Raw genomic sequence first — 26,747 nt, 5'->3', positions numbered from 1 at the left:
AGCGGCACTAACCAGGGATGGCATAATGGCAGCAAACCCTAGAAGGAAAGAAAGGAAAATGACAGGAATACGCAGTCGTCGTGAAAACAAAAACAAATCACCTCATTAATGCATTTTTTCTTATTAAAAATAAAAATCTGGTCGATGCAGCCCGTGTATGTATCAATGATCTCAAGTGAGACACATGGCAACCTCCCCCTCCCCTGGATGATTTTCGGTTAGCCATTTGAACACTTCTACAGGCAGGACTAAAGTCCCTTCTTGGACCGCGGAAATTGTTGAAATTTACGAACCTGACATGCTTGCGAGGACTCAGTTGAGAAAAAAAGCCGGCAGCTCATCCTGGATGATGAACTGCCGGCCCATATACTGAATTCTTGGCACTAAGAGAAGATGCTTCTGTGGGACAAACTCTTGGGTTCGGGATCGGGCCGCTCTTACGCGCGGTCCAGCATGCCCCGCGCAATCCATATGCCTGCCGCGCCCGCCTGAGCGAGTCCCCGTGTTATTCCCGCGCCGTCTCCGCCGCAGAAGAGCCCGGCAATCTCCGTCTCGAAGGTCATCTTCAGCTTCGGACGGGCGGAGTAGAACTTCGCTTCCACCCCGTAGAACAGCGTATGCTCCGAGGCGATGCCGGGGGTGACCTTCTCCAGCGCCTCGACCATTTCGATCAGGCTCTTCATCGTGTTATACGGCAGAACCAGACCGAGATCGCCGGGAACCGCCTCTTTCAGCGTAGGCTCGACGAAGCCTTCCGCGATTCTGGTAGCGGTCGAGCGCCGGCCCCGCAGAATATCGCCGTATTTCTGCACGATGACCCCGCCGTTTGAAAGATCATTCGCCCGTTTGCAAATTTCGCGCGCGTATTCGTTAGGCTTGTCGAATGGTTCAGTGAATTTGTGGGAGACCAGCAGCGCAAAGTTGGTGTTGGCAGAACCAAGCGCCGGATCGTTATAGGAGTGGCCGTTCGCCGCCATTACGCCGCTGTGATTCTCGACCACCACATGGCCCGACGGGTTGCTGCAGAAGGTGCGGACCCGGGTGCCCACCGACGTATTGAAAATGAATTTGCCTTCATAGAGATGCTCGTTGATCTCCTGCATGACAACATCCGAGGTCTCAACGCGGACACCGACATCCACCTGGTTGTTGTACATCTTCAGGCGGCGGCTCTTGAAGACCTCGGTCAGCCAGGCTGAGCCGTCCCGTCCCGGGGCAATCATCACCAGTCCGGCCTCGTAGGTTTCGCCATTCTTCAGCGTGACGCCGGTTACCCGGTGTCCCCCATCCTCCTTGACCGTTACGATATCCTGGACCTCGGTCCGGAACTGCATGTCAATTCTCGTCTGCAGGTATTCGTAAATGGATTTCAGAATCTCGAGATTCTGCTCCGTTCCCAAGTGGCGCACCTGGGCGCGCAGCAGCTTCAGCCCCGCCGCGTAGCCGCGCTGCTCGATGCGGCGGATCGGCTCGGTCGTCGGGTCGGTAATCACATCCGTCGCCCCATGCTCCAGATTGATATCGTCAACGTAGCGGATCAGTTCCGTAACCTTCGACGGCGGCAAATAATCCGTCATCCAGCCGCCGAACTCGGTCGTAATATTGAATTTGCCGTCGCTGTATGCACCGGCTCCGCCAAAGCCGGCGGTAATGGAGCAGGCTGGAAGACAGCCTGCGAACTCCTTGCGTCCGGATGCCGGAGGGCAGAATTGAATCTTCTCCTCCAGAATCGGACATCTGCGTTTGTATATGTCATGTCCTTTGTCGATCAGCAGCACTTTCCAGTGAGGGGCCTTCCGCGTCAGCTCATAGCATGCAAATATCCCGGCAGGACCGGCACCTACGACAATCACATCATATTTACTCATCTGTTCCTCCAGCAATCAATGGATTTGGGAAGCAAGGCACGGCAAAAATCCCGTCCAGGACCTGGGCACGCCAAAGAGGGCGCCCATCCGTAGCCGGGAATTTACGGTTCCCTGTAGAGACCCTCAAACCGTATTTCTGAGGATATACGAACAGCAAGATTTTTTAAGCCATTAGCAGTTTACCTGAATACTGACGAATATGTCAATGAAAAAACTCGATATTATACGTATTTCAACGAAAAACACAAACTTTCTTCTTGATAATCCAAGTGAATTTGATCAAAAACCGAACATTATGAACTTCCCTCGACATGGAAGGAAAATTAGGGATTCCTGTCGAATATATTCGGTTATTGCCACTGGAAATGAGGAAACTTCGATGCCCAACCCTTTGCAACCTCCTCGCCAATTCAATTGGAACCGTGCGCTGCTGAATGCCTTCTGGATTGTGCTGCTTATTCATACATCAAGTCAACTGTTAAACAGCCGCCTCATTCTGCCTGATTTGATTATTGTGGGTATCATTGTTCTGCTTGAAAGCATCTGCAAATGGAAGCCCGATGCAAGCGAAGTTTCCATCACGGTTGGAAGCTATGTTATATCCGTTCTGATCGTCGCGTTTCTGGCTCCGGATGTTCGTGTATGGCCGCTGATTATGGCTCTCCCGCTGCTGGTATCCATGATCTACATGAGAACCTCCTACCTGTTCGCTTCTGCCGCGGGGGCGCTCCTGTTTCTGGCGATACTTGGAGAAGTTCAAGGCTTGAACGCCTCCCAGCTGCCAGACACGTTGCTGATCGGCATGATGTTCGCCGCTCTTGCCCTGACCGGGCTTGGCGTCATCCGGCGCGGCAACGACCTGATCCGTTCCCTTGCGAATTCCGAGAAAACCGAGCAGGATCTGCGGATTCAGAACATCATCATGGACCGCCTGTCCAAAATCGACCCGCTGACCGACTTATACAACCATAAGACTTTCCATGAATACTTGGGCTGGCTGATCGATCACCAGCAATCCAATCCTTTTCCCATGCAGCTGGCGATTCTCGATATCGATAACTTCAAGAAAGTGAACGACACCTACGGCCACTGGGTCGGCGACATCGCGCTGAAGCAGGTTGCGTCCGAGGTGCTCTTCCATATTGGAACCGACGATTTTGCCGCCCGATACGGCGGAGAGGAATTCGCCATCATTCTGACCGCCAAGACGCTAGAGGAAGCGCGGGACATTATGGAACGGATAAGGACCGGCGTCGCCGGCCACCATATTTCCGAGATGGAAGGAAAGTCGGTGACGGTGAGCATCGGCATGCATGATTTTCAGGGCGCGGATTCGAAGAGCTATGTCTTTCAAAAAGCTGACGATGCCCTGTACGAAGCGAAGAAGACGGGGAAGAACCGGATTATCGTGCTTTAGAACACAAACAAGGGATGCACCTTTCGGCCTTGCGGCCGATCGGGCATCCCTTATTTGTGTCGGTGAATGAACAGCTTAAGTTACATCCAACCGCCGCCCTGCTGCCGGATGAATGCCTCCGTATGCTGCCGGGACAGCGGGCGGCTGATCAGATAGCCCTGCACCATATCGCATCCTGAACCCTTCAGGAAGGCAAGCTGCTCCTTGTCCTCTACGCCTTCCGCCACGACCTCAAGCCCGATTTCATGGCCCAGCGACACCATCGTCCGGATGAATGACTGGCTGAAGGGGTCGCCCGGAAGGGGGTCGATGAAGGTCTTGTCCATTTTCAGCGTGGAGATCGGAAGCTGCTGCAGGTAGCTAAGCGAGGAATAGCCTGTGCCGAAATCGTCCAGCGCAATGCGGATGCCCCTTGAGCGCAGCTCGTTGAGCTTGGCGATCGTCCGCTCATACGATTCGATAAAGACCGACTCCGTGATCTCAAGCTCCAGGCATTCCGGCGCCATGCCGCTTTCTTCAAGAATTTCGGTTAGCATATCGATAAAGTCGTCCTGAAGCAACTGGATCACCGAAATGTTAACCGAGATCTTGTAGGAATGGCGCCGGTCCCGGCACACTGATTTCATGAAGAAGCAGGCCTCTCGCAGCACCCACCTTCCGATCGGAATAATCAGCCGCGAATCCTCGGCAATCTGGATGAACGTCAGAGGCGACACGAAGCCAAGCTCGGGGCTGTTCCAGCGGATCAGTGCTTCGAAGCCGGTAATGGAGCCTGTCGCAATCTCCACCTGGGGTTGATAGTACAGCTCAAACTCCGCATTGTCGAGCGCGCTGCGCAGATGCTTCTCGATCATCATCCGTTCGCTGAATTCGGTGTGCATCGATTTGTCATACACGGCATAAATGCCCTTGCCCGCTTCTTTGGCCCGGTACATGGCAATATCGGCGTTCTTGAGAATCTCCTCCGTGGAGCTTCCGTCTTCCGGATAAAAGGAAATGCCGACGCTCACCGAGACATAGATGCTGCTCTCGCCGATCGAGAACGGCTTCTTGAACTCGCAGATAATGTTCTCGGCCATGCGCGTCACATCATCCCTGCCTGCGACATCCTTGACGAAGATTACGAATTCATCTCCTCCCAGGCGGGAGAGCATGCTGCCTTCTCCGGATAAAATCTCCTGCAATCTCTCGCTCATCTGCCGGATCAGAATATCGCCGAACTTATGGCCCATCGTGTCATTGATATATTTGAAGTTGTCCGTATCCACGAACAGCAGCGCGGCATTTCCTCCGGGAAAGAGGAAATATTTCTCCATCGCATCCAGCAGATACGGACGGTTCGGCAGATGGCTTAAGGAATCGAAATAAGCGAGATGATGCATTTCCTTCTGATTCTCGAGCAAAATATCATAATGCTCCATGAGCTCATGCTGAGTGGCTGTAAGCTGCTCATAGGTTGCCTCAAGCTCCTGGTAGCTGTTGCTCAGCTTGAACTCTATCTGCTTCCGGTGGGTGATGTCGATCAGCGATCCGATAAACAGCGGGCGGCCACCGCCGATATCTCCGATGGACTTGCCTCTGACCTCGAACCAGAGATATCTTCCGTCTTCGGTCCGCATCCGGTACTCTGTCTCATAGACTGGTGTACGGCCTGCAAGATGATCGTACAGCGCGCGGTCCGAATACTCCCTGTCGTCCGGATGAATGAGCATCAGGAGCGATTCGACAGAGCGGTCGATGCCCTTCTCGGTGAACCCCATCGTCTCATACCATCGCTCGGAGACCCAATACGTCCAGCTATCGATCTCCAGCTCCCAGATGTAAGCCCCCGAGGCTTCAACCGCCAAACGGAACCGCCGTTCGCTGAATCCCAGCTTCTCGTTATGCTCCTGGAGTTCCTCCTGGGCATGCGCCAGCTCCCGGTTCGCCGCCTCCAGCTTGCAGTAGCTGGAATGCAGCTTCAGCTCATTGCGCTTTTGTTCATCGATATCGATCCCGATCAGCACAAAAGTGTCCGAGTCGCGGCCTCCGAGCTCCCTGATCAGCGTCGTCCGGCACAGATAGAATCTGCCATCCGGACTGTTCTCCGGAATCTGCAGCTCCTTTCGGTCGACAAAATGATAGGCGACCGCGCGATGCAGCAGCTCCTTGATCTGGCTCGCACCCGGAATTATAATTGCCGCCTCGTCCAGTTTTCTTCCGATCAGCTCCGCTTCGCTGACCCCGAGAACCTGTTCACCGAGCTTGTTAAGCCGCATGATCGTCCGGTCCTCCCGGACCGCCAGCACGAACACGCCTGTATGCTCGATGATGCTCTCCGTGAAACGCTGTTCGGCGCGGAGTCCCTTGCGCAGACGCCCGATGTATATGCGGAGAAGGAGAATGCCTGCGGTCATCAGAAGAACGGCGGCGGCAAGCCACAGAATAGCCCGGTAGCGCTTCTGATCCATATATCCATCGGAATGGCTGAAGAAATACTGCTGGTACAGCTGCTCGAAGGTTCCGTCCCGCTGAAGGAGATCCAGGCGCTTATTGATATAGGGAATCAGTTCTGCCGAGTCCTTGCTCACGCCGTAGGCCACATCTGCCGGATATAAATTTCTCAATTTATGTATGATCTTCCCCGTTAATCCCTCTTCGACAATGAGATAGTCAACGACCGATTGATTCTCGAAGAGCAGATCGATATGGCCCTTCGTCAGGGCATCAAGAGCTTCGGCAACCGTCGGATACGCAGTGTATCCGCTGACTCCCGCCTTCTTGAGAAGCACGCTCTCCGTATACTGCCCCTTGCCCACGCCAATCCTGTAACTTCCCAAATTCTTAAGCGTGACCTGCCCTGTAAATCCCGGTCTGGCATACACCGATATGAAGGTCTGCATCACCGGCTTGGAGTAGAGTATGTCCCGCGCCCGATCGGCGTTAACCGCCATCAGGCCGCCCGTATCGATTTCCCCGTTCACCAGCTGCCGATACACCTTGTTCCAAGGTTCACTGCTGTAATCCACGTGGTACGTCTGCTTCTCAAAGATCCGGTTCGTCAGATCGATATCAAAACCGGTCAAGTAATTGTTCTGAACATATTTATAAGGGGGATAGTCCAGCTCCGCCCTGTAAGCCACTTCCTTCTTGGCGGCAAGAGCAGCCTCGGGCAGTATGGCAAGCAGCAGTACAAGAAACGGCAGGATGAACGCATGACGCTTCATCGCTATTTCTCCTTAGATTTATTTGTCGGTTATCAACAGAAATAGGAAAGTATATGAGTTGGTTCGACAAATATTGGGAGAATTCCTGCTTCTTAAGGGGGAAAATGTAATTTTTAATGAGCCAAACGCCCTACCCCGCCTTATCACTAAAATTGTAACAATTTAAAGTGAGAATATTCACTTTTCATATTGCTTTTTATTTATAAAATGTGGATAATAGCATTATCGGTTTAGATGATAACGATTCTCATTATCGATTACAATTTCAAGTTTGAAGGAGACTGAATGCCCATGAACGCTACCGCCCGGACGTCGCTGGAAGTTGATGATTACCTGGATCTGCTGAATCTTGCCGTCAAAGTCGGAGATGTGAAATGGCAGCAGCAGATCAAGTCCCGCCTGCAATTTTTGCTCTGCACCGACAACTCCAGAAAATAAACATAGACATCCTGCTCTAAAGTCTTGAACAGCCGCTCTCCGATCAGCCGGAGGGCGGCTGTTGACGTTTACGGGAATCATCCGGGCAGGCGCATCGGCAAGCGGAGGAAGGTAAATATATAGTATATTTAATACAGGCTATACAGTCCCACCGATTGGAGCGTGTCCTATTGAAAAGATATGTGATGTTACTGTTGATCGGTCTATTATGGCTGCCCGGCCTTTGCTCCGCAGCGGCAATCCCGGAGCGCACGGGCATTGTAACTGACCGGGCGGGAATGCTGACCTCCGGCGAAGCTAGTGAGCTCGCCCGGGAAGCGGAGAGCGGAAATTACCGGCTGTACGTGCTGACGATCGACTCCTTGAACGGCGAATCCTCGGCCACATACGCGGCAGACGTCTACGACGCCTGGCGGTTGTCGGGCCGTGATATCCTGCTGCTCCTCTCATCCAGCGATCAGCAGGCGGAGCTCAGCTTCATCAATCCGCAGCTCCAGAGCGCCCTGGATTCCTGGTCTTCCAGCAGCGGAGCCGGAACCGGGTCTGCTGCGGTCAAGCAGGTGATTGATACCTATTTCATCCCCCATGCGAAGAGCGGAGATTTCGCGGGTGGTATCAAGGCGCTGGCTGGCGCCCTTGATGACATCGGCAGCGGCAGACAAGACATCGGCGGCGGCGGACAAGGGGCCGCCAATTCCACAGCGGGTTCCTTTCCGCTGGGCACGATCGCCGCTCTGCTGATCGGTGTGCTGATACTCGGAGTCATCGCCTATGTGGCGATCTCCGGCTCCCGGCTGCGCAGACAGCTGTCGGGCCGGCGCGAGCAGATCGGCGACCTGCTCGTGCGGGCCAACCGGGCGCTGGATTCTCTGAAGCCGTTTCAGGGCATTGTGCAGGGCAAGACCGGCGAAATGGCGGAGGGAATCTCCTCCCGCCTCTCGAATGCGCTTATCGAGCTCTCCGCCCTGAACTCGGAGAACCAGGGTGAGCTTCCCGCCTTCTGGAAGCTGGGCGCCCTGCGGACAGTCATCGGCGTCCTTCAGGAGAAGGAAGACTCCTACCGGAGCTTGCTGGAGGGAGAGGAGAAGCAGATCGCGGTCATCAGCGAAGCGGACCGTGGCGTCAAGGCGAAGATCAACGAATTGAAGCAGGATATGCCCGAACTGAACGAGGATCTTCAGGAGACGCTGAAGGAGACGGGATTCGGGCTTCAGGAGATCGCGGAAGATCTGAAGGAGCTGTCCGAGGAGACGGATAAAGCGGACCAGTTAGAGCTGTTCGACCCGGTAGCTGTCCAGGAGCTTGCCGGCGAGGCGCAAGCGAAGCAGGAGCAGATCGAACGGGATATTCAGGACGTGGAGGTCTACCGCAACAAGCTGCGCCAATTCCCGGAACGCCTGGCGGCAGCCAGAGCCAGGATCGCGGAATTGATTCAGGCGAACTCGCTTCAGAACATGAAGGTGAAGCCTTACGATAATCTGGAGTCGGCTTCCTCGCGGATGGCGACTCTGGAGGCTCCGCTGAGCAGCGGAATGATGGACGAGGTGCGGAGCATTTCCGCAGCGGTCGATGTGCTGGTCGAAGAGGCGGTCGCCATGACCGAGCGGCAGGCACGGCTGCGGGAGAGCAACCGCAGCGATCTGGAGACGGCCCGCAGCGGCTTCGGCACTCTCCGCCAGCGCCGGAGCGAGCTGCAGAGCCGGATTTCGGAAGCCGGCCGCCGCTTCGACTCGCGGCATATCGCTTCGCCGCAGACGGCACTGGACGAATGGAGCCGCCGCATAGCGGAAGCGGAAGGCGAGCTTCCCCGGATCGAAGCTCTGACGAGCGATGAGCGCGGGGAATTCGAGCAGGCCCGTACCGCGCTGGATCGCCTGCTGGCGCTCCAGGAGGAAGGCGGCCACGCGCTTGGCGGCGCAGCCGATGCCGTCGCCGGGCTTGGCGACCGGCTGAACCGGGTAAGCGCGGCGCTCCAGGAAGGCGAGAGCCGGCTGGAGGCGGCCCGGATGCAGCTGCGCAGCAAGGGCCTGTCCCTGGGGGGCGGACTCTCGCTCTCGTCCGTCCCGGGATACCGGGAGCTGCAGAGCGGCCTGTCTGCAGCGCCCTTCAACCTCGATGAGCTGGAGGCAGCGGCCGGGAGCTATACCGCTCAGGTTGCCCAGATCGCGGATGAGGCGGCCCGTCTGATCCGGCGGCGTGAAGAAGAGGAGCGCCGGGCCCAGATGGCGATGCTTGAGGAGCAGGCGCGCAGACAGCAGCGTCCGCCGGGAACGCCTCCCTTTGGGGGTGGCGGCTTTGGCGGTGGCGGTGATGGCTTCGGCGGAGGCGGGGGCCGCAGTGGCGGTGGTGGACACAGCGGAGGCGGAGGCGGCCGGTCCTCCGGCGGCTCCTCCTGGGGAGGCGGAGGCAAGTCGGGCGGCGGCTCTAAATGGTAGGAGCACCGGGTCCGCAGCCGGAGACTGTTCCGGCTTGCGCCAATCCGCTGGCGCCGGGCGATGAAAGTCAAGCTTACCCGGCTAAGGCAGCGGCCGGACTGGAATGTGTATCGGCCTGAACATGTCGGCTTGAATGTGTCCGGCTTGAACGTGCTCGGCCTGTACGTGTTCGGCTTGAACGTGTCCAGCCTGAATGTGTCCGGCCTTGAACCTGTTCAGCTTGAACCTGTTCGGCTTGAACGTGTTCGGCTTGAACGTGTCCAGCCTGAATGTGTCCGGCTTGAACGTGTTCGGCTTGAACGTGTCCAGCCTGAATGTGTCCGGCTTGAACTTAACAGCGCCGCTGGTCTTCAACGACCGGCGGCGCTTGTTTTTGTTGATGTGCCCGCCCCGGATGGTTGGGAACCTGCTGTATACGGCCGTGATGCCTATTCCGGCGACCGTCCCTCCATCGTCTCGATGAACCGCCGCTGCGAAGGAGACAGCCAGCGGTCCTTGCGGTAGACGAGCTGAATCTGAAAGCCCAGGCCGCCGCCAGCAGCAAGCGGAACCGCCTTCAGTTCACCCTTTTCCACCTCATCCTTAATCGTATAACCCGGCAGATAAGCAACTCCCCATTCATGCCTAACCGCCTGTTTGATTCCCTCCAGATTCCCAAGCTCCAGCTCGATTCGTGGCGAAATCCCCCGCTCCCTCAGAGCATGCAGCAGATGATTCCGGTATGTGCAGCTCTCCTCGGTAAGCACCAGCTTCTCCCCGGCCAGCATGGCAAAGTCCGCCGATTTCCGCTCCGCGAGATGATGTCCGGGAGGGACAACGACGAACAGCTCCTCCTGGCTCAGAGCCAGCGTGTTCAGTTCATCCAGCGTACAGGGCTTGTCGAAAATCAAGCCGAAATCCGCTGTATTATTCCGCACCGAAGCGATAATGTCCGGCTCGGAGCCGGGGACTACGCGCAGCCGGATGCCGGGGTAGGCGCTGCGGTAGCGGTGAAGCCGATGAGGCAGGAAATAGGCGGCCAGCGTCTCGATCGAGCCTATGGCCAGCTCGCCGCTATGCCCTTCGGAGACGGCCTCCTTCGCTTCCCCTACGAGCGCGAGAATATGATGGGCATACCCGAGAAGCGTCCGCCCGGCGAAGGTCGGCGCCATCCCCCGGCCGGAGCGCTCCAGCAGCTTCGCGCCGTACAGCTCCTCCAGCTTGGCGATCTGGGCGGTAATGCTGGACTGGGCATAGCCGAGATTCTCCGCAGCCCGTGTGTAGCTGCCGCTTGCCGCTACCTCGCAGAATGTGCGCAAATACGTAAGTTCCATACCGTTACCCTCTCTATTATCAATCATTTCGATAATTGCTATCTATAACTATAGATAACGGCAATATCTCTTTCAAGCTACAATAACGGAGAAGACACAACTTCCGTCCAAAAAACAAATCATGAGGAGGAATTATCATGAACGTACGACCCAAAAGCCAGGTATTGGCGGTTCCTGCCGCCGGCCCCGCAGAAGCGGCGGCCCACTTCGCCGCCAAGGAAGCCTTCGAGACCGATGTCGCCGATGTTGCATACGATCTCCGCGAAGGCCTCGCGGACTTCATCCTGGTCGATGTCCGCGACGCCCGCTCATTCGAGGAGGCGCATCTGCCCGGCGCGGTATCCATTCCTTCCGGCCGGCTGCATCCCGGCGATGAAGAGAGGCTTCCCCGCGGTCGGACGCTGGTGCTGTACTGCTGGGGCCCCGCCTGCAACGGAGCGAGCAAAGCGGCGGCAAGGCTGGCCCGCCAGGGGTACGCCGTCAAGGAGATGCTTGGCGGCATCGAATATTGGCGGAAGGAGGGCGGCCCGCTGGAAGGAACGCTTCGCGGGGAGGCGCCGCTCTATTACCGGATGCCGGCCTGGCCGGAACGTTAACCGGCATTCGCTTCGGTTATGCTTCCCCGTCCATCCCTGTGCAGCCGCAGCGCCAAAAGACCCTCGGCCGCCGCTTCTCCGAGCGGCGGGAGGGTCTTTTTTTCACAAGAATCCAATCAGTGGAGCATATGCCCCCAGAGCCAGACAGTCGAATACTTAAGCATGATCTTCCGTATCCAGAAACGGCTTGTTCACATAATAATACATGACGCCCATCAGCACGCCGCCGCCGATGAGATTGCCGAAGGTAACCGGGATCAGATTATGAAACACGCCTCCCCAGGAGATCGTGCCCGGATGGTTCAGCACAAGCGCGATGGCAAAGGTACACATGTTGGCGATGCTGTGCTCGTAGCCGGAAATGAAGAAGCAGAAGACGAACAGCACCATGGCGAACATTTTGGCCCCGTCGGTCTTCATGGACATGGGGACGAAGAAGGCCAGGCAGACGAGCCAGTTACAGAGGATAGCCCGCCAGAAGAGTTCGAAAGCGGGAGCTTCCATTTTGTGCTCCACGACGCTCAGCAGGAAGCCGTTCACATTCGAGGCATCGAACAACCCGGTCAAATAAATGAGCAGTGCGAAAGCCCCCGCGCCCAAAATATTGCCGATATAGCTCAGCACCCACATTCGCCCGACATCGGTCCACCGCATTTTCCGGCGCAGGGCCGTATAGGTGTAGTAGAACGTGTCGCCGGTGAATAGATCCCCTCCGCCGTAGGAGATCAGAATGATGGCAGCGCCGAAGGTGACGGCAGCCATCGGATACGTGAGCGGAGACTGCTCCATGAAGAAGAAGTTGCCCGTCTTGAATGCGACGATAACGCCGAATCCGATGAACATACTGGCCAGCATGGCGCGGGCGATATAGCGAAAAATGCTGTTTCGGTAGATCTTTTGCTTCTTTAGAGCAAGTTGCTCGACTTTAAGCAGCGCTTCGTTTTCCATAGTTCCTCCGCAGGATGGGATTTTTAGCTTATTATTCCCAATAACCCGTAAGAAATCGCTTGAATCAGCATCCTTCGGAGGTTCGTTATCCGGCCGGTTCGCTCACTCGTCGTCGTTCAGTGCGGCAATCCCTTCCGCCTTCTCGCTGCTGGCCACCACAATCAGCACCAGGATCAGACCGCCCAGGATCATAATAAAAATCCTCCTCTCCGCATCGCCGCGCGCCATGTCGCAGTGTATGAACGGGAAAGGAGGATTATGATGGATGCCGTATTCTGGCATAAAAGTCTGGCCGGTCAGTTCAAAAAGCTGCCGAGCCCGCTGTCCGCATCCTGATTCAGCGCCTGGGGACGGTTCTGCTCGCCCTGCCCGAGACGGTTGCCGAGCTGCGTATTGATCGCGGTCATCTTGGTCGTGTAATCCTGGCAGCTCTCGATGATGCGGCGGTTGGACTGCTCCGACGTATCGAGGGCGGACATCAGATCGCCGATCGCCTGATTGACGGCCTCCATGGACATGGACGGCTTGGCCAGAAGCTCGGTCGTCTTCTCCGTCGTCGTACGCAGCAGCCGCGCGTTCTCCTTGAACTGGTCCTCGATCGTCTTGTTGGTCGCCTCGACGGCGGAGATGACATTCTCCTGGTCCGCCAGCGACATGGCGATCATGGCCGAGACCGTGATGAGATTCGAGGTCTTGTCGATCGCATTGTTCACGGAGTCGATCAGCTTGTCGTTGTTGTCGTTGATGATGTCCGTGGCAGCGATCGCCTGGTTGTACAGCATGATCATTTCGGTCATCGATTGGATGCGCGTCACGACCTTGCGCAGGCCTCTCTCCAGATAAGTCTTACGGTACTCGTTCTCCGGCTTGGCGATTTCGGCATCGAACATCTCCTTCAGCCGATTGCCGAACGCGATTTTGGTCTGGAGATTATAGATCTCATCCATGGAGGTGCGCTTGAGCTGGCGCATGTTGACGATGCTCTCCTCCAGCGTGTCCCTGCCGTCCCGGAGGCCGGTGATGATGGCGTCGATATTCGTGCGGACGGACTGGTACTTGTAGACGTAGTTCTTGAGCGGGCTTTTGCGGAGCATTTTGCCGAAAAAGCTCACATTCTTGCTCTGCTGCAGATCCTCGCATTCATTCCGCAGCTTCAGAATCATGTTCGACACTTCAGTCCGCTTCCCGCTCATCAGCTCGTTGACCGGACGGTCCAGCAGCTTCAGCGTCTGCCCCGCCTTCTCCTGCGTCTTGACGCCCAGCTTGCCAATATCGTCCATCAGCGTGTCCAATTGAACGGTGTCGGTCTTCGCAACTCTCTCGATCAACTGCGAGGCTTCCTGGACAACCTTGTCTTCATCTTCCTTCTTCAGTGGAATCAGCGGTGTGGACATGCTCTTCCCTCCTATAATTCGGCGCTGTTATAGCGCTGGTGAATCAGCTCCGCCTTGCTCTGCAGTTCCATCAAATCCTTGTGTTCGATCGTCGAAGCGATCTCGGTAATTTTGGAATCAATATCCTTGATACCGTTCAGCAGCATCCGGCGATTCCGCGTTTTGGCTTCGCCGCTGAGCCTGAGGAACGGGTTGATCACGGCGTTCAGGTCCTTCAGCACGAGGCGGCGGATCGTATGGTTGATCTCGCCGCTGTTCAGCTCCTGAAGCTGCGGAATGACGCGCTGCAGACGGGCGAACAGCGCAAGCGACTTCTCGACGATTTCATTGTCGAGCGTGTACTTTTGGCCCTCGGAGATGATCATATCCTCCAGAATACCGAGGTACTCGACCACGGGAAGGAATTCGGGGTTGATTCCTCCGCCGCTGCGGCCAGGTGCTCCGCTTCCGGGCTCCTCTGCGGGATGCGCCGCCTGGAAGCCGGAGGCGCTTGCCTGGGGTGCCGCCGCCTGCCCGCGGCTGCCTGCTGCGCCGCCCGGAGCTCCGGGACGCCCGCTGGCGCCCGGAAGGCCGCCGCTGCCTCCGGCGCCGCCCGCTCCTTGCCGGGAAGGCAGTGAGGCTGCGGTCTCCTGGCCGGCCGGCAGCACTTCCGCCGGCAGATTGCTCCGCCGGCTTCCGCCGCCCATCAGTCCTAGCGCCGCTCCTCCTACGGGAAGCAGCAGGGACAGCATTTCCGGCAGAATGGAGCTCGTCAGCACGGCCGCGGCGTAGCCAATGCCTGCATATACCAATACTTTCGCTTGAGATTTCATCGTAGTCACCTCTTAGGCCATCTTTCCCCGGGGATTATAGCCTGTCTTCTTTGGAAGAAAAGTAACATTTTCCGCGCGCTCCTGTCAATTGAATCGCTCCGGCAGCTGGTACTCCCGCCGCTGGACAATCACCGGCTGCTCGATATGGGTTGCCAAAATATCGGCTTCCAGCTCCATCGCCGGAACTTTGCCGCCGAGCGCGCTTTTTACCGCCAAATAGGGGAAATTAATGCCGGACAGACAGGACAGATGCAACCCGCCTGACATTCTGGGATTGATCTCCAGCAATTTCGCCGTCTCTTGGTTATACTTCATTTGGATATTAAAGTTGTAGGGAAAACGGAAGGTTTCCGCCACCCGGGCCGCAAGCTCCAGGAAATCAGGATGCCGTTCCAACAAGCGCAGGCGTCCGCCCGCCTTCCGGCGCGGAACCGCTGCAAGCAGACGGCCCTCTCCGTCAGACAGGCAGTCAATGCTGTATTCATCCCCCTCCAGCAACTCCATCACCATCAGATCGGGGAAGGAGGACGCCTTCGCCAGAATCGTCTGCGCCTCCTCCAGGGAAATGTAGGGCGTCACGTAGCCAAACAGGTCCGCAAGGTGATCCCGCTTGTTGTCGATGATCCGGAACCCGAGGCCGCCCTCGGAATCATTGGGCTTGAAGCAGACGCGGTAGCCCATGTCCCCGAGCTCTCGGCAGGCTTCGCCGAAAGCTTCTGCGCTGCGGACAATCCGGTATTCGGGAACCGGCATAATGCCGGTTGCCCGTACGCGCTCGTAAAAGCTGGCCTTGAGCATGACGCTCTCCAGCAGCTCCGTATCCCGGCACACCAGCACCTTGGTTCCGATCTCGTCAAACCGCGCGATATGCCGCGAAATCTCAAGCATGTGCAGCCGGGGAATGAACACGTCGATAGCGTGCCTGCGGCAGAAATCCAGGCAGAACTCCACATAGGCCAGCCCTGTGAGTTCAGGCTCCGTCTCGGCAATATCGGCCCCCTGAAGCGACATATGATTAATATCGGGATGGGTTGCATAAATCGTGAACGGCACGCCATCCGGATTCTCGCGAATGAGATTCATATAGTGATAGGCGACCGAGAACCAGCGGTTAAAATAGACGCGGACGGGCTTCATGAGGCACCTGCTTCCGCTTCGGCGGCCGCTCGGTTCCGTTCATGGAACTCCCGGACCATCGACAGAATTTCGTCGGCGGCGAACACGCCGGACTGGTTTGTAAACCGGTAGCCGCCGGGGTGGACATCGCCTGTGCCACCTGCGACCGTGGTGCTGGCAGCGTCTTTTGCGCGACCTGTACCTCTTGCGCCGCCTGTTCCGCCCGTGCCCGTGGTGCTGGCAGCGTCTTTTGCGCTGCCTGTACCTCTTGCGCCGCCTGTTCCGCCCGTGCCCGTGGTGCTGGCAGCGTCTTTTGCGCTGCCTGTACCTCTTGCGCCGCCTGCATCTCTTGTGCTGCCCGCGTCTACCGTCTCTCCTGCGCCACTCGCGCCATCCGCATTAGCCCGCTGCGCGGCTTGGGCGTAGATTTCGCCATGCGGCGGAACGATGGCGCAGTCGGCGATATCCAGCATACTCCGGTCCAGCAGCGAATCGCCGGAGGCCGCCATCACGCGCCTGCCCAGCCTGCTGCTGATATGCAGCACCGCCTCGCTCTTGCTGACGGCTGCCGGAACGGCATACAGCTTGCGGCCCTGCAGCGACACCCGCCAGCCAAGACCGTACAGCCTGTCCGACAGCGCGAGCGCCGTCTCTGCCGGAATGAGGTCACGGTGCACTACAAAAGTGAAGAAGAATTCATCGCACCAGCGTTCGCTGGCGATCCATTCCTGCCGCAGCGCTTCAAGCACAATCGTTCTGACTTCCGCAGCGGAGGCGGACCCGGCCTTCACCTTCGCTTCCATGCCGGCCCGCCATTCCTGATCAACGGCGCCGTTCACCAGAATGGTGCCGCCGTTGCTTGTCACGGCGTATTCCGGGATCACAAGGTCCTGGAACAACTCGATGCGCCGGTACTGGGCCACGGTGCGTGTTGTCACCGGAATGAAGACCACCTCCGGCGGCAGCCCGCTCAGCGCCTCCAGGGCGGCTGCGGATATATAGGACAAGGTCCGGCCGCCGTCCGATTCCGCCGGGAGAAGTCCCGGCGTGTTCTCCGGCACGCCGAGCGCCGCCGGGGAGTAGATCAGCGTGCGGTCAAGATCGCTGACATAGATCATGGCGCATCTCCTTTCAGCGGCTTGATCAAGCCGCAGCAGGAATAGGTCAGTCCCGGGAAGACTTCGATCGGGACGCCCCGGTCTTCCGCCAGCAGTCTGATATGGCGGAGATGCGGATTATCCGGCCGGTCGACGAGGATCTTCCAGGGCACGCGGCGCAGCAGCACGCGCGTCGTCTCGCCCACACCGGGCTTGACGAGGTTGATGTCGGCAATGCCGTACCGTTCCCGGATGGCCTCGATATCCGCCAGCCCCTGCCAGGTCACCTGCGGCGGTGATGCCAGTATAGCGGCGGCCCTGCGGCGCCCTTCTTCGGCGACGGAGTCGAAATGGGAGGCGATCTTGTCGACGAACAGATTCGACACATCCTCCTCCATCCACTCCGCGTAGAACTTGGCTCCATGGAACTCTCCGGGTCCGATCAAGTCGTCCCGCAGTACAGTCCGGCTCATCAGGCCCGAGACGGTCGAATTCAGACAAGCGCTCGGAATCAAATAATCCTCGCGCGTTCCAAACGTAGCCGAGCAGTGCCCAGGATCGGCCAGCACCGCGAGATCGTCATCAAGCGCGATGCCGTACCGGGCTGCAAAGCTCCGGCATGCTTCAATCAGCACCTGCCGGATCGCCCCCTTGCCCGTCCAGCCGTCTATGAACTGGAGCCGGGCTTCCCGGCCGTGCCGCTGCAGCATATAGAGCAGCGCATTCTCGTCGATTCCCTTGCCCCGGATGATCGAAATGCTGTAATGGGGGAGATCGGCCCCATAGGCCTGAAGAAGATAACGCTTGACCAGCACGCCGATCGGTGTGCCGGCTCTCGCTAGCGATACCAGAACCGCCTCCGGCCCCTTCCGCGCCCAGATCAGCTCGGCAACGGCGGCGGCAGCCTCCGCCACGCGGGCCGCTGATTCGTCCAGCGTCTCATGGAACAGGCGGATGTACGGCTCTGTCGGCCGGTATTCCACCGGCAGCATTTCCGAGTAATGCACGCCTGACTGGATGGCGGTCTCACGCTCCGACGTGCCGCGCTCCAGATCGGCTCCGCTGAGATCCTTCAGCAGAAAGGTAACATCCCCCGGGTGATAGCTGCCCAGCGGAACCGGCGGCGCGATCATTCTCTCCATCCATTCCGCTCTCTCCGTCTCCTTCATCACTACTCCTCCTTCCCCGGGCCGCCGCCCAGCATAATGACATGAACTCTGCGTCCGGCCAGCTTGTCCAGCACATCCAGCATAGGCTGGATGCGGGGAATCGGCACTTCCCGCTCCAACAGCACGAAGATATCGTCGTATTGATCCGGCGCAATATTATACAAATAATTGATGATTCCGGGATCGCCCGCCGACGGATACGCTTCCGCGCTGGCCACCCCGTATCCCGGTTTGTCCACCGGATAAATCGGACTGCGGGTCGTCGACTGATAGGACACTCCTTCGCCCATAGCAGCCGCAATCCGCATCGGCAAATACATGAATTCCCCCGTGCCCAGAACCAGGGCAGGGCCGCCTTCTCTTAGCGCCTGAAGCCGCATGGCAACGGCGGAAGCGGCCAGATCCAGCTCCTCATTGTCGCCGGAACGGATGCCGAACCGCCCTGAGCCGCGGATATAGGGCGCGGCATTGATTTCGCCGAGTGAATCACGCGAAGAGACAGGAAGGCGGTCCATGCCGTCCTGCAGCAGGGACAGGTTGACCGGAGCCGACGCTCTTCTTGCACTTCCGGTAGCTTCGCCCGCTGCGCCGTGTGCGGCGGACGGTGCTGCTGACGCCTCCAGCAGAGGCGTTCCGCTCACTTCGATGCTTCCCTCCAGCAGACAGAGGGAAGCTATGCGAATTCCCAGCTCCTGCTCAAGAGCGGCGTAGGCTTCCCGGTTCGCCCCTGTGCGCCAGTCCAAAATCGAAGCCACCACATAGTCGCTTCGCGGAAATTTGGACTGCATATCCCGGATCGTGTTGACGACCGTGTTACCAGTCGTAATTTCGTCATCGACCAGAACTACAGGCTCGCCGCCGGACAACAGCTCCGGGTCCAGCGTGTAGCACAGATGGTCGACCGCGTGGGAATGCTCTTCCTCGAAGGAGATCGCCGAAGACAGCTCCGGAATATCCTCGCGCGTCGTATGAATGTAAGCAGCGCCGTCATGAAACAGCCGGAACATGCTGTGGCCAAGCGCAGTCGCGGTCTCCGCGTAGCCGATGAACAGAACGGGCTCCGGCAGAACGAGCTTCGCACCGGCTAACTCGGTGTAAGCCTCCCGCGCAAACTCCGGCTGCGACAAGCCCCGGACCGCCGTCTCCAGCAGCCGGGCCGCTTCTGCCAGCCGCTCTTCCGCCTCGCCGAGCGTGACGCCGGGATGGATATGGTCGGTTGCCGGTCCCGGAGCTTCAGCGCTCGCCTCCCCGGCATTCCGGGCATTCCCGGCATCCCCTGCTTGCCCGGCTAGCTCGGCTTGCCCGCCCGCCTGCTCTTGCCCGGAGGCCGCTTCCGCCGCATACAAGCTTCCCTGCATTTGGGCCGCCTCCACCTCCTTCAGGCGCTCCCACTGCCGGCGGTACAGCAGCAGGCCGAGCGCGGCTCCCGTCAGCAGCGGTGTATAGGGGTCAACTGGAATATGCTTGCCGAGCACCTTGCTGACGAACAGAAAGCTGCGCTTTTTGTTAATGCGGGCGGCCATGGAGAAGAGAGCGGATACAGGAAGCGAGAAAGGATTAGCGGTTTCGGTGACCTGCACCGACAGATGATCGACAATCTTAAACGTGTGCGTAGGCGTATTCGGGCAGTAATCCGGAAAAATGCTGTTCTTCATGCAACACCCCGTAGATTTGAGATCGTATTAAAATGCGTCTGGCCCAGTTCAGATGCGGCTTGATTTCATTCATTTTATTGTGATACATGCTCTTGAACACGCCGAGCGATCCGTCCGTGCTCTCCATAATTCCCTTCGCGTCGATGTATTCTTCATGTGTGACCGCATACAGCGCTTGCACCGGCTTCAGATGGGAGGGATGGATGACCGTCTTGCCGACGATCCCGTTCTCCTTGTCGAGCAGTGTCTCCCGGATCAGCCCGTTCAGCGTATTCAGGCGGTTCGGCCGAAGCGCTCCCGCCAGCCCTTGAGGCGGCAGTCCTCCAAGAGGTTGTTCATCCGGCCGAAATCGGAGACCGGGGCCGCCTCTTGAAGCGAAATACTCCCAGACGGGCCCGGAAATGACATAGCCATCCTCCGCCCGGCCGAACAAGTTAATGATGTCGGAGATGCAGTCCCGGATCGGCGCCAGCTCGTAGATGCTGGTCCCGGCGCTGCGCCTGAGGCCGAAGGCGCTGGAGAAATCGGTTGCGCCGATTCGCACGTTCAGCACCTCCTCCCGGTAAGCCGACAGCAGCTCCCGAACCGACAGCAGACTGCCCAGCCGGCTTTCCCGGTACAGAATCTCCTTGCTCTCGAGAATCGGCATGCCGTACAGCGGAGGGGTCCCCGCCAGCCGGGAACGGTTATAATCGGCGACGGCTTCCAGGTACTCGCCGCCATCCTCGACAGTAAATTTCGGGAAGACAAAACCGGTCAGCAGCAGGATCAGCGAATCCAGCCGCCGAATCAGCCTGCGCAGCTGCCGGGGATTGCGCACCCGAATGAACAGCAGCGGGAGATCGGCCCCGGGGTCTTCCTCTCTCTCCGCAAGCTCGGCGAGGCGGGCCAAATGAAGAATCGCCCGCTCTTCCGCCTCCGCTGCCTCCAGGTCGCCCACCGCGTCCTCCAGGTCGAGAATGGCGGCGATCAGGCCTTCGTTCTTCTTCAGCTCCCAGATACTCTCGGCCGCCTGCGGCCGGGTAGCGGGCATATAGAGGGCGGCGCCGACAGCGTGGGCCAGCAGATCCTTGCCGGTGCTGCGGTTGAAATGCATAGGCCGGGAATAGAACAGCGACTCTTCCAAATCCGGCGTCAAGTACTCAAAATACCTCATCTCACAGCCCTCCCGGTTTGGAATAATGCCTTGAAACCGGCTTCGCCGTCCTTACGGGGACGGCTGCCGTTGTACAGAAATGATTCTTCGTATCGGAATCCGGAAGCGGCGGGCGCCGCTTAGCGGTGAACTTCTTTCTTCTCTTCTTTCTTCCGGCGTCCCACGCTGTACAAGATGGTGCCAACAAATACCGAGATAATAATAGCGAAGAAGACGACATGCGACATTTCGTAGCCGAAGGCGCCGGCCATCATTTTGCCCGCGATAATGGCGATCAGCAGGAAGGCTGTCTGCTCCAGCTCGGGGAATTTGTCGATCAGCTTCAGGAAGATTTGGGCGACGCCCCGCATCATGAGTACGCCGAGTATGCCGCCCATGAACAGCACCCAGACCTCGCTGCTCACGCCGAAGGCCGCGATTACGCTGTCGATACTGAAGGCGATGTCCATCAGCTCGACGAGCAGGACCGTTTTCCAGAAGGAAGCCCCTTTGTTCTCTACAGCCTCATCGCCGCCGCCCTTAAAGATCCCTTTATAGGCGATGTAAAAGAGATAAAGCGCGCCAAGCACTTTGACCAAAGTGAAGTTAATGAGATAGGTGCCAAGTCCGATTGCCAGAAACCGGAACAGGTAAGCGCCCAAAATACCGTAGAACAGCGCTTTGCGCTGCTGCTCCTTGGGCAGATGCTTGACCATGACGGCCAGCACGAGCGCGTTGTCCGCCGACAGCAGCCCTTCGAGCAGGACGAGGCTGGCAATGATCCCCCAGCTGACCGGGTCCGAAAGCGTCGCCACCACATCATGCCAGGAGAAGAAGTGTCCGTAATTCTCGCTTATGCTCCTAAAAAAATCAGTAAACCAATCCATCTTTGCCTGCCTCCGGTTTCATTATCTTTATTTTTTCCCCGAAACCCAACGCAGCCCCCAGCGGTTCGCTTCGTCCATTTCGCGGTGTCCGCGGTAATACTGCACAAGTCTTTCAATGCTGAAGGTTTCATTGTTAACATTGGAAATGAGCGCGATGGCACACATTCCCTTGCGGTTGTCATGCTCGTCCAGATTGACTACGATGTCGGGGCCGCCATTCTGGTGAATGGTGACGACACCGTCCGCCTCTGACCAATTGGTCGCGCCCTCGTAGATGAAGGCAAACACCAAAATCCGTCTGATTTCGGCAATTCTCGCGCCGTTGATGCGCAGATTCTCGCCTTCCGCAATCGCACCGGTCCGGTCATCGCCGTCGAGCGCCACATAGGGCGCCGCCTGCAGGGAGCCGAAGGAGCGGCCGAGCGCCTGAACAACACCCTTCCGTCCATCGTTCAGCTCATACAGACAGGCCAGATCGAGGTCCACGCCTCGCGACCGGCCCAGCAAACCGCCGCTCCGGCGCATATTCCAGTTCAAGTTCACCAGAATTTCTCCCATTCCGGCAGACTTGGTCAGGTTAATCGTATCGCCCTTCTTCTTGAGCTCGATCTTTCGCAGATTGAGACCGGAACCGGGCGGGCCGCCGGCTGATGTATTGGCCTGCTCCCGCTGCCGGAGGCTGTCGTCAGGCGATCGCCTCGGCGCTTCCTCTCTGGCGGACTCTCCGGGAGGCCGCTGCGTTCCCGGAGGAGGCGGGAACCTCATCGGCTCCCGCCGGTCTCCCTGCCCGCTTGCAGGCGCCGGGCGCGGCTCCGCAACCGGCGGTGCAGGCCGCAAATCCCGAGCCGGCGGCGCAGGCCGCGCTTCCGGGGAAGGCCGCACTTCCGGAGCCGGCGGCGCCGGGCTGTCCTCGGCATCGACGCCGAAATGACGACACAGCTCCCTCAGCCCGCCGTTGAAACCCGAAGCGATGGCGCCGAACTTCCATTCCGCGCCCCATCTATATAACTCTCCCGCCACAATGGCCGTTTCCGAGGAGAAGGTATGTTCAAGATCACAGCGAACCGCCTCGGCGCCTGTCCCAAGCTCCAGGATGCGAAGATAAATGCCCCGCACATCCCCGAACTGCTGCCGCCGGCCGTCTCCATCATACAGGGTGAGCGTGAATGCGATCCGGGACACATCGTCCGGAACCCGGTCCAGCTTCACCTCAAAGCTACGAACTGTCCCCGCCTCATCGGCATACCTGATGAAGGGCGCGGTCCGATTGTTATAGAAGATCAAGTCCTCATCGCCCGACACCTTTCCGCTGCTTCCCAGCAGGAAGGCAGAGGCGTCGATTTCCTGTCCGGCGGCATGCTGCCAGCCAAGCTCCACGCGCAGATTCCGGAGTGCCGGATTTCCCTTGGTGATATCGACTTTTTGTCCTTTAACCACCTGAATGCCCATGCGATAATCCCCACCTTTGCACAGCCCGCATTTCATTTGGAGATGCCAAGCCTGGTTGTAACAAACGGCAGTATCCGTTTGAAAAGGGCGGGATCGCTTCCGATCCCGCCCGGATGCTTAGCTCGCGTCCAGTCCGTAGTTTTTGCACAGCGCGGCAAGTCCGCCGCTGAACCCGCTTCCGACAGCCTGGAACTTCCAATCGGCGCCATTGCGGTAGAATTCGCAGAATACAACCGCCGTCTCCGTAGAGAAGTCCTCGCCCAGATCGTACCGGAGAATCTCCCGGTTCGTCACGGCGTCGACGACGCGCACGAAGGCGTTGGATACCTGTCCGAAATTTTGCGCCCGGGACTCGTAATCATAGATTGTGACCGTAATGCCGATCCGGTGGATATGGGCCGGAACCTTGCTGAAATCGACCCGGATCTGCTCGTCATCCCCGTCGCCTTCGCCTGTACGGTTGTCGCCCGTGTGCACCACGGAACCGCCGCCGCCAGTCTGGTTGTTGTAGAAGACGAAATCATCCGCACTCTTGGCCTTGCCGTCTTCATAGAGCAGAAAAGCCGAGGCGTCGAGGTCAAAATCATGTCCGCCGCTGTACTTGTTCGTATCCCAGCCAAGACCGACCACAACCTCGGTCAGACCGGGGTTGGTCTTCGTCAAGTCGATGCGCTGTCCCTTGGAGAGACTGATCGTCATAACTAACACCCTTTCTTTGAGCTAAATATCAAGCTGAACTTGAGCAATATACCGTTTCTCACCCCGGTAACGGCTGCCGCTTTGACATTCCAGGACAGCCGCATGACAATTCTCAAATTCACTTCACGCCAATAAGGCCGGTATTCCTCTTGCAGCTAACCGGCTGTCGATTTACTGCAGACCGTAGTCCCGGGTCAGTCCGGCAAGTCCGTCCTTGTAGCCGCTGCCGATCGCGCTGAACTTCCATTCGCCGGCATGCCGGTACAGCTCGCCCACCACAACGCCCGTTTCGATGGAGAAATCCTCGCCCAGGTCGAAGCGGATCAGCTCTTCGTTGTTAACCTCGTTTACAATCCGCACATAGGAGCGGGAGACCTGTCCGAAGTTCTGGTTGCGGTGCTCCGCTTCATAGATGGTGATGGTAAAAGCAATCTTCTCGACATCGGCAGGCACGCTGGCCAGGTCGATCTGAATCTGTTCGTCGTCGCCTTCGCCCTCGCCGGTGCGGTTGTCGCCCGTATGCACCACGGAGCCGTTCTCATTCTGTCTGTTGTTGAAGAAGATGAAGTTGCTCTCCCTCGTTACTTTGCCGTTGGCATCGGCCAAAAACACGGATACATCCAGGTCAAAGTCCTTGCCTCCATCATACTTGTTCGTGTCCCAGCCGAGGCCAACCGTAATTTTGGAGAGACCCGGGTTCGTTTTGGTTAAATCGATTTTCTGGCCTTTGGATAAGTTGATTGCCATTTGCACATAACCTCTCTTCTCTAAAATATGGATTGGACTTACAAGTAGCGTTCGGCAAGCTGATTGATATGGGCAGCCTGGCTGCCTTCGCCTATGGCGGCGAATTTCCACTCGGACCCGTGGCGGTACAGCTCGCCGCAGATCAGGGCCGTGAAGCCCGAATAATTGTCCGTCAGGTTGTATTTGACCAGCTCCGCGCCGCCTGAAGCGTTCGCCACCCGGATATAGGCTGATCGGATCATGCCGAAATCCTGCTTGCGGTTGACCGCATCATAAATATTCACAACGACCAGAATGCGGCTGACGTCCGCCGGAACTGCACTAAGATTAACCCGGATTTGTTCGTCGTCTCCGTCCCCTTCACCGGTCAGATTGTCTCCCGAATGAACAACGGAATTGCATGCGCTCTGCTTGTTATGAAAGCAGACCAGGTTGGATTTCTTGGTTAACTTCCCGTCTGCGTTCAGCAGCAGGGCCGAAGCGTCGCAGTCGATGTTCGCCTGCTTTTTGAACCCGAACAGCCCTTTGGACTCAGCAGGGTCCCAGCCCAATCCTACAATGACATTCGACAGACCGGCGTTGCCCTTGGTCAGATCGATTTTTTGACCCTTAACAAGATTGATTCCAGCCAAGCGTTAGCCCTCCATTCAAGCAACTTTAGGTATTGCCGGATATCCGGCGTGAAAAGCGTACACAAGGTCATACGCGGACAATCCGCATATGTTTCAATTATTGACAGAAAAAGATATATCTCGCCGCTGTGACAAGAAAAACGCTAATCGGAGTCTTGCCGAAGGATCTGCCGAATCCCTCTGCCGATATTATAACAAAAAGCGGCGGTTCCCCGGCCGCCGCCTTCCGTCTGCATATCTTCGGATTCGTGCCTGTTACAGCACCTTTGACAAGAATTCCTGCGTCCGCATATGCTGCGGATTGCCGAACAGCTCCGCCGGCGTTCCCTGCTCGACGACTACGCCCTGCTCCATGAACAGAACGCGGTCGCCGACCTCGCGGGCGAAGCCCATTTCATGCGTCACGACCACCATCGTCATTCCTTCGCCTGCCAGATCCTTCATGACTGCAAGCACCTCGCCGACCATTTCGGGATCGAGTGCAGAAGTCGGCTCGTCGAAGAGCATAATCTTCGGCTCCATCGCCAGCGCCCGGGCAATCGCCACCCGCTGGGACTGTCCGCCAGAGAGCGAGGATGGATAAGCCTCCGCCTTCTCGGCTAGACCAACCTTGTGCAGCAGCTCCATGCCCTTCTGCCGGGCGCGTTCCTCGGTCCATTTCCGCACCTGAACGGGAGCCAGCATAATATTCTCGATAACCTTCTTGTGCGGGAACAGGTTGAACTGCTGAAAAACCATCCCCACCTCGGTCCGGACCTCGTTGATTTTGGTCTTCTTGTCCATCAGATTGACACCCTCAATGAGGATATCGCCGCCCTGCGGCTGCTCCAGCAGATTCAGACAGCGCAGGAAGGTGGACTTGCCCGAGCCCGAAGGCCCGATCACGACAACAACCTCGCTTGTCTTGATATCGACGCTGATATCGCTTAGCACCACATGGCTTCCGTACGCCTTATGAAGATTTTTGACGGAAATAATCGGTTCCATAACTCTCTACATCCTCCGTTCGATATACGCCAGCAGCTTGTTAAGCAGGTAGGTCAGCACGAAGTAGATGACGGCTGCCGTCAGATACGGCTCCCAGATCCGCATATACTGGCCCTTCATCGTGTTGCCCCAGTACATAATCTCGGGCGCTGCGATCAGTGCGAGCAATGAGGAATCCTTGACCAGGACGATGAATTCGTTGCCAAAAGCCGGAACCATCCGTTTGATCGCCTGAGGCAAAATGACGAACCGCATCGTCTGCCGCCCCGTCATACCGAGCGACAGCGCGGCCTCGCGCTGGCCGGGATCGATGGACTGAATGCCCGCGCGGAAGATCTCCGCCGAGTAGGCGGCCGAATTCAGAGACAGCGCGACGACGCCCGAAATCAGCGCATTGGTGCTGCCGTAGAAGAACGGAACGACCCCGAAGTGCACCATCAGAATTTGCACGTACAGCGGTGTGCCGCGCAGGAAGTTGATGTAGGCGACAAAAGGCCACCGGGCTACGGGATTCTTCGCCATTCGGCCAAAGCCGATCGCGAGACCCAGGAGGGAACCGATGATGATAGATGCGATCGAGAAGCCGATCGTATACAGGGTACCGCGTAAAAATAAGGGCAGGTAATCGCCTACGATGTTAAATCTGAAATCCATCTTGTTCTTCCCCTTCTCTTGTATCTCTTCATCTATAAATCTTGTACTCTATAAAAATCTTCTCTTCTAAAAAAACAAGCACGCGCAATAGTA

At 57.6% G+C, this 26,747-nt stretch carries 24 protein-coding genes and 1 riboswitch; of the genes, 5 read left to right on the top strand and 19 right to left on the bottom strand.

Features of this window, described 5'->3' with window-relative positions; translation table 11 throughout:
* Positions 1 to 437: 437 nt before the first annotated feature.
* Positions 438 to 1,868, bottom strand: coding sequence for an NAD(P)/FAD-dependent oxidoreductase (locus tag PSTEL_RS02140; RefSeq protein WP_038693165.1), 1,431 nt, complete (start codon positions 1,866 to 1,868; stop codon positions 438 to 440).
* A gap of 70 nt (positions 1,869 to 1,938) precedes the next feature.
* A riboswitch (purine riboswitch) is annotated at positions 1,939 to 2,038 on the bottom strand.
* Between the two features lie 209 nt (positions 2,039 to 2,247).
* Here PSTEL_RS02140 and PSTEL_RS02135 point away from each other — a divergent pair.
* Complete coding sequence (locus PSTEL_RS02135; RefSeq protein ID WP_038693164.1) at positions 2,248 to 3,285, top strand: GGDEF domain-containing protein; 1,038 nt, start codon at positions 2,248 to 2,250, stop codon at positions 3,283 to 3,285.
* A gap of 80 nt (positions 3,286 to 3,365) precedes the next feature.
* Here the strand turns inward: PSTEL_RS02135 and PSTEL_RS25960 are convergent, their stop codons facing one another.
* On the bottom strand, positions 3,366 to 6,491 hold the full coding sequence (locus PSTEL_RS25960) for an EAL domain-containing protein (protein ID WP_052098131.1): 3,126 nt from the start codon (positions 6,489 to 6,491) through the stop codon (positions 3,366 to 3,368).
* Positions 6,492 to 6,782: 291 nt separating this feature from the next.
* Here PSTEL_RS25960 and PSTEL_RS27835 point away from each other — a divergent pair, with 291 nt between their 5' ends.
* The 3 genes from PSTEL_RS27835 to PSTEL_RS27325 all read left to right on the top strand — a co-directional run bounded on the left by PSTEL_RS27835 (position 6,783) and on the right by PSTEL_RS27325 (position 9,868).
* A complete protein-coding gene (locus PSTEL_RS27835) occupies positions 6,783 to 6,929 on the top strand; it encodes a hypothetical protein (protein ID WP_169744524.1) in 147 nt (48 codons plus the stop codon).
* Positions 6,930 to 7,114: 185 nt separating this feature from the next.
* Positions 7,115 to 9,364 carry a TPM domain-containing protein gene (locus PSTEL_RS28055; protein ID WP_245625161.1) on the top strand — a complete coding sequence of 750 codons (2,250 nt, stop codon included), beginning with the start codon at positions 7,115 to 7,117 and terminating at the stop codon, positions 9,362 to 9,364.
* Positions 9,365 to 9,424: 60 nt separating this feature from the next.
* Positions 9,425 to 9,868: a hypothetical protein gene (locus PSTEL_RS27325; protein ID WP_156995750.1), complete on the top strand. Its 444-nt coding sequence runs from the start codon at positions 9,425 to 9,427 to the stop codon at positions 9,866 to 9,868.
* Here PSTEL_RS27325 and PSTEL_RS02115 read toward each other — a convergent pair.
* Positions 9,793 to 10,677, bottom strand: a complete 885-nt coding sequence (locus PSTEL_RS02115; protein WP_038693161.1) for a LysR family transcriptional regulator — start codon at positions 10,675 to 10,677, stop codon at positions 9,793 to 9,795. The genes PSTEL_RS27325 and PSTEL_RS02115 overlap by 76 nt on opposite strands.
* Positions 10,678 to 10,814: 137 nt before the next feature.
* Between PSTEL_RS02115 and PSTEL_RS02110 the strand changes: the two genes are divergently transcribed.
* Positions 10,815 to 11,273 (top strand): rhodanese-like domain-containing protein, encoded by a 459-nt coding sequence (locus tag PSTEL_RS02110; protein WP_038693160.1) that lies wholly within the window; start codon positions 10,815 to 10,817, stop codon positions 11,271 to 11,273.
* A gap of 156 nt (positions 11,274 to 11,429) precedes the next feature.
* On the opposite strand, the gene PSTEL_RS02105 is transcribed toward PSTEL_RS02110, so the two are convergent.
* From PSTEL_RS02105 to PSTEL_RS02035, 16 genes are all read right to left on the bottom strand, one after another.
* On the bottom strand, positions 11,430 to 12,221 hold the full coding sequence (locus tag PSTEL_RS02105; protein ID WP_038693159.1) for a formate/nitrite transporter family protein: 792 nt from the start codon (positions 12,219 to 12,221) through the stop codon (positions 11,430 to 11,432).
* 102 nt (positions 12,222 to 12,323) lie between these two features.
* Positions 12,324 to 12,503, bottom strand: coding sequence for a hypothetical protein (locus PSTEL_RS27320; RefSeq protein WP_156995749.1), 180 nt, complete (start codon positions 12,501 to 12,503; stop codon positions 12,324 to 12,326).
* A 14-nt stretch (positions 12,504 to 12,517) separates the two neighbouring features.
* Positions 12,518 to 13,615 carry a toxic anion resistance protein gene (locus PSTEL_RS02100; protein WP_038693158.1) on the bottom strand — a complete coding sequence of 366 codons (1,098 nt, stop codon included), beginning with the start codon at positions 13,613 to 13,615 and terminating at the stop codon, positions 12,518 to 12,520.
* Between the two features lie 11 nt (positions 13,616 to 13,626).
* Positions 13,627 to 14,427 (bottom strand): hypothetical protein, encoded by an 801-nt coding sequence (locus PSTEL_RS02095; RefSeq protein ID WP_038693157.1) that lies wholly within the window; start codon positions 14,425 to 14,427, stop codon positions 13,627 to 13,629.
* A gap of 84 nt (positions 14,428 to 14,511) precedes the next feature.
* Entirely contained in the window at positions 14,512 to 15,564 is a 1,053-nt protein-coding gene (locus PSTEL_RS02090; RefSeq protein WP_038693156.1) for an ATP-grasp domain-containing protein, read from the bottom strand.
* A complete protein-coding gene (locus tag PSTEL_RS25955; RefSeq protein WP_052098130.1) occupies positions 15,561 to 16,661 on the bottom strand; it encodes an HAD family hydrolase in 1,101 nt (366 codons plus the stop codon). The genes PSTEL_RS02090 and PSTEL_RS25955 overlap by 4 nt, the downstream gene beginning before the upstream one ends.
* A complete protein-coding gene (locus PSTEL_RS02080) occupies positions 16,658 to 17,809 on the bottom strand; it encodes a cysteine protease StiP family protein (protein ID WP_038693155.1) in 1,152 nt (383 codons plus the stop codon). Before PSTEL_RS02080 ends, PSTEL_RS25955 begins: the two co-directional genes overlap by 4 nt.
* A 2-nt stretch (positions 17,810 to 17,811) precedes the next feature.
* A complete protein-coding gene (locus PSTEL_RS28120; protein ID WP_084065356.1) occupies positions 17,812 to 19,332 on the bottom strand; it encodes a phosphoribosyltransferase family protein in 1,521 nt (506 codons plus the stop codon).
* Positions 19,333 to 19,408: 76 nt separating this feature from the next.
* Entirely contained in the window at positions 19,409 to 20,620 is a 1,212-nt protein-coding gene (locus PSTEL_RS02070) for an HpcH/HpaI aldolase/citrate lyase family protein (RefSeq protein ID WP_245625053.1), read from the bottom strand.
* A 119-nt stretch (positions 20,621 to 20,739) separates the two neighbouring features.
* Positions 20,740 to 21,486 (bottom strand): TerC family protein, encoded by a 747-nt coding sequence (locus PSTEL_RS02065; protein WP_038693154.1) that lies wholly within the window; start codon positions 21,484 to 21,486, stop codon positions 20,740 to 20,742.
* Between the two features lie 27 nt (positions 21,487 to 21,513).
* Positions 21,514 to 22,935 (bottom strand): TerD family protein, encoded by a 1,422-nt coding sequence (locus PSTEL_RS26640; RefSeq protein ID WP_084064589.1) that lies wholly within the window; start codon positions 22,933 to 22,935, stop codon positions 21,514 to 21,516.
* Between the two features lie 117 nt (positions 22,936 to 23,052).
* A complete protein-coding gene (locus PSTEL_RS02055) occupies positions 23,053 to 23,634 on the bottom strand; it encodes a TerD family protein (protein ID WP_038693153.1) in 582 nt (193 codons plus the stop codon).
* 171 nt (positions 23,635 to 23,805) lie between these two features.
* The gene (locus PSTEL_RS02050) at positions 23,806 to 24,381 is read right to left on the bottom strand and encodes a TerD family protein (protein WP_038693152.1); all 576 of its coding nucleotides are present in this window, start codon (positions 24,379 to 24,381) and stop codon (positions 23,806 to 23,808) included.
* A gap of 38 nt (positions 24,382 to 24,419) precedes the next feature.
* Positions 24,420 to 25,013: a TerD family protein gene (locus PSTEL_RS02045; protein ID WP_038693151.1), complete on the bottom strand. Its 594-nt coding sequence runs from the start codon at positions 25,011 to 25,013 to the stop codon at positions 24,420 to 24,422.
* A gap of 255 nt (positions 25,014 to 25,268) precedes the next feature.
* Positions 25,269 to 25,991, bottom strand: coding sequence for an amino acid ABC transporter ATP-binding protein (locus tag PSTEL_RS02040; protein ID WP_038699962.1), 723 nt, complete (start codon positions 25,989 to 25,991; stop codon positions 25,269 to 25,271).
* Between the two features lie 15 nt (positions 25,992 to 26,006).
* The gene (locus PSTEL_RS02035; RefSeq protein WP_038693150.1) at positions 26,007 to 26,654 is read right to left on the bottom strand and encodes an amino acid ABC transporter permease; all 648 of its coding nucleotides are present in this window, start codon (positions 26,652 to 26,654) and stop codon (positions 26,007 to 26,009) included.
* Positions 26,655 to 26,747: the final 93 nt, after the last annotated feature.

The sequence above is a fragment of the Paenibacillus stellifer genome, from assembly GCF_000758685.1.
GTDB classification, from domain to species: Bacteria; Bacillota; Bacilli; order Paenibacillales; family Paenibacillaceae; genus Paenibacillus_AQ; species Paenibacillus_AQ stellifer.
The sequence above is the reverse complement of the archived record's forward strand: the minus strand, read 5'-3'. Positions and strand labels throughout refer to the sequence as shown.

Excerpts from the sequence above, each read along its gene's own strand:
- PSTEL_RS02100 (WP_038693158.1), bottom strand. The coding sequence starts at position 13,615 with ATGTCCACACCGCTGATTCCACTGAAGAAGGAAGATGAAGACAAGGTT.
- PSTEL_RS02080 (WP_038693155.1), bottom strand. The coding sequence starts at position 17,809 with ATGAAGGAGACGGAGAGAGCGGAATGGATGGAGAGAATGATCGCGCCG.
- PSTEL_RS28055 (WP_245625161.1), top strand. The coding sequence starts at position 7,115 with ATGTTACTGTTGATCGGTCTATTATGGCTGCCCGGCCTTTGCTCCGCA.
- PSTEL_RS02135 (WP_038693164.1), top strand. The coding sequence starts at position 2,248 with ATGCCCAACCCTTTGCAACCTCCTCGCCAATTCAATTGGAACCGTGCG.
- PSTEL_RS02065 (WP_038693154.1), bottom strand. The coding sequence starts at position 21,486 with ATGGATTGGTTTACTGATTTTTTTAGGAGCATAAGCGAGAATTACGGA.
- PSTEL_RS26640 (WP_084064589.1), bottom strand. The coding sequence starts at position 22,935 with ATGGGCATTCAGGTGGTTAAAGGACAAAAAGTCGATATCACCAAGGGA.
- PSTEL_RS25960 (WP_052098131.1), bottom strand. The coding sequence starts at position 6,491 with ATGAAGCGTCATGCGTTCATCCTGCCGTTTCTTGTACTGCTGCTTGCC.
- PSTEL_RS02035 (WP_038693150.1), bottom strand. The coding sequence starts at position 26,654 with ATGGATTTCAGATTTAACATCGTAGGCGATTACCTGCCCTTATTTTTA.
- PSTEL_RS02055 (WP_038693153.1), bottom strand. The coding sequence starts at position 23,634 with ATGACGATCAGTCTCTCCAAGGGACAGCGCATCGACTTGACGAAGACC.
- PSTEL_RS27325 (WP_156995750.1), top strand. The coding sequence starts at position 9,425 with ATGAAAGTCAAGCTTACCCGGCTAAGGCAGCGGCCGGACTGGAATGTG.
- PSTEL_RS02095 (WP_038693157.1), bottom strand. The coding sequence starts at position 14,427 with ATGAAATCTCAAGCGAAAGTATTGGTATATGCAGGCATTGGCTACGCC.
- PSTEL_RS02110 (WP_038693160.1), top strand. The coding sequence starts at position 10,815 with ATGAACGTACGACCCAAAAGCCAGGTATTGGCGGTTCCTGCCGCCGGC.
- PSTEL_RS27835 (WP_169744524.1), top strand. The coding sequence starts at position 6,783 with ATGAACGCTACCGCCCGGACGTCGCTGGAAGTTGATGATTACCTGGAT.
- PSTEL_RS25955 (WP_052098130.1), bottom strand. The coding sequence starts at position 16,661 with ATGATCTATGTCAGCGATCTTGACCGCACGCTGATCTACTCCCCGGCG.
- PSTEL_RS27320 (WP_156995749.1), bottom strand. The coding sequence starts at position 12,503 with ATGCCAGAATACGGCATCCATCATAATCCTCCTTTCCCGTTCATACAC.
- PSTEL_RS02050 (WP_038693152.1), bottom strand. The coding sequence starts at position 24,381 with ATGGCAATCAACTTATCCAAAGGCCAGAAAATCGATTTAACCAAAACG.
- PSTEL_RS02105 (WP_038693159.1), bottom strand. The coding sequence starts at position 12,221 with ATGGAAAACGAAGCGCTGCTTAAAGTCGAGCAACTTGCTCTAAAGAAG.
- PSTEL_RS02070 (WP_245625053.1), bottom strand. The coding sequence starts at position 20,620 with ATGAGGTATTTTGAGTACTTGACGCCGGATTTGGAAGAGTCGCTGTTC.
- PSTEL_RS02140 (WP_038693165.1), bottom strand. The coding sequence starts at position 1,868 with ATGAGTAAATATGATGTGATTGTCGTAGGTGCCGGTCCTGCCGGGATA.
- PSTEL_RS02090 (WP_038693156.1), bottom strand. The coding sequence starts at position 15,564 with ATGAAGCCCGTCCGCGTCTATTTTAACCGCTGGTTCTCGGTCGCCTAT.
- PSTEL_RS02115 (WP_038693161.1), bottom strand. The coding sequence starts at position 10,677 with ATGGAACTTACGTATTTGCGCACATTCTGCGAGGTAGCGGCAAGCGGC.
- PSTEL_RS28120 (WP_084065356.1), bottom strand. The coding sequence starts at position 19,332 with ATGGCCGCCCGCATTAACAAAAAGCGCAGCTTTCTGTTCGTCAGCAAG.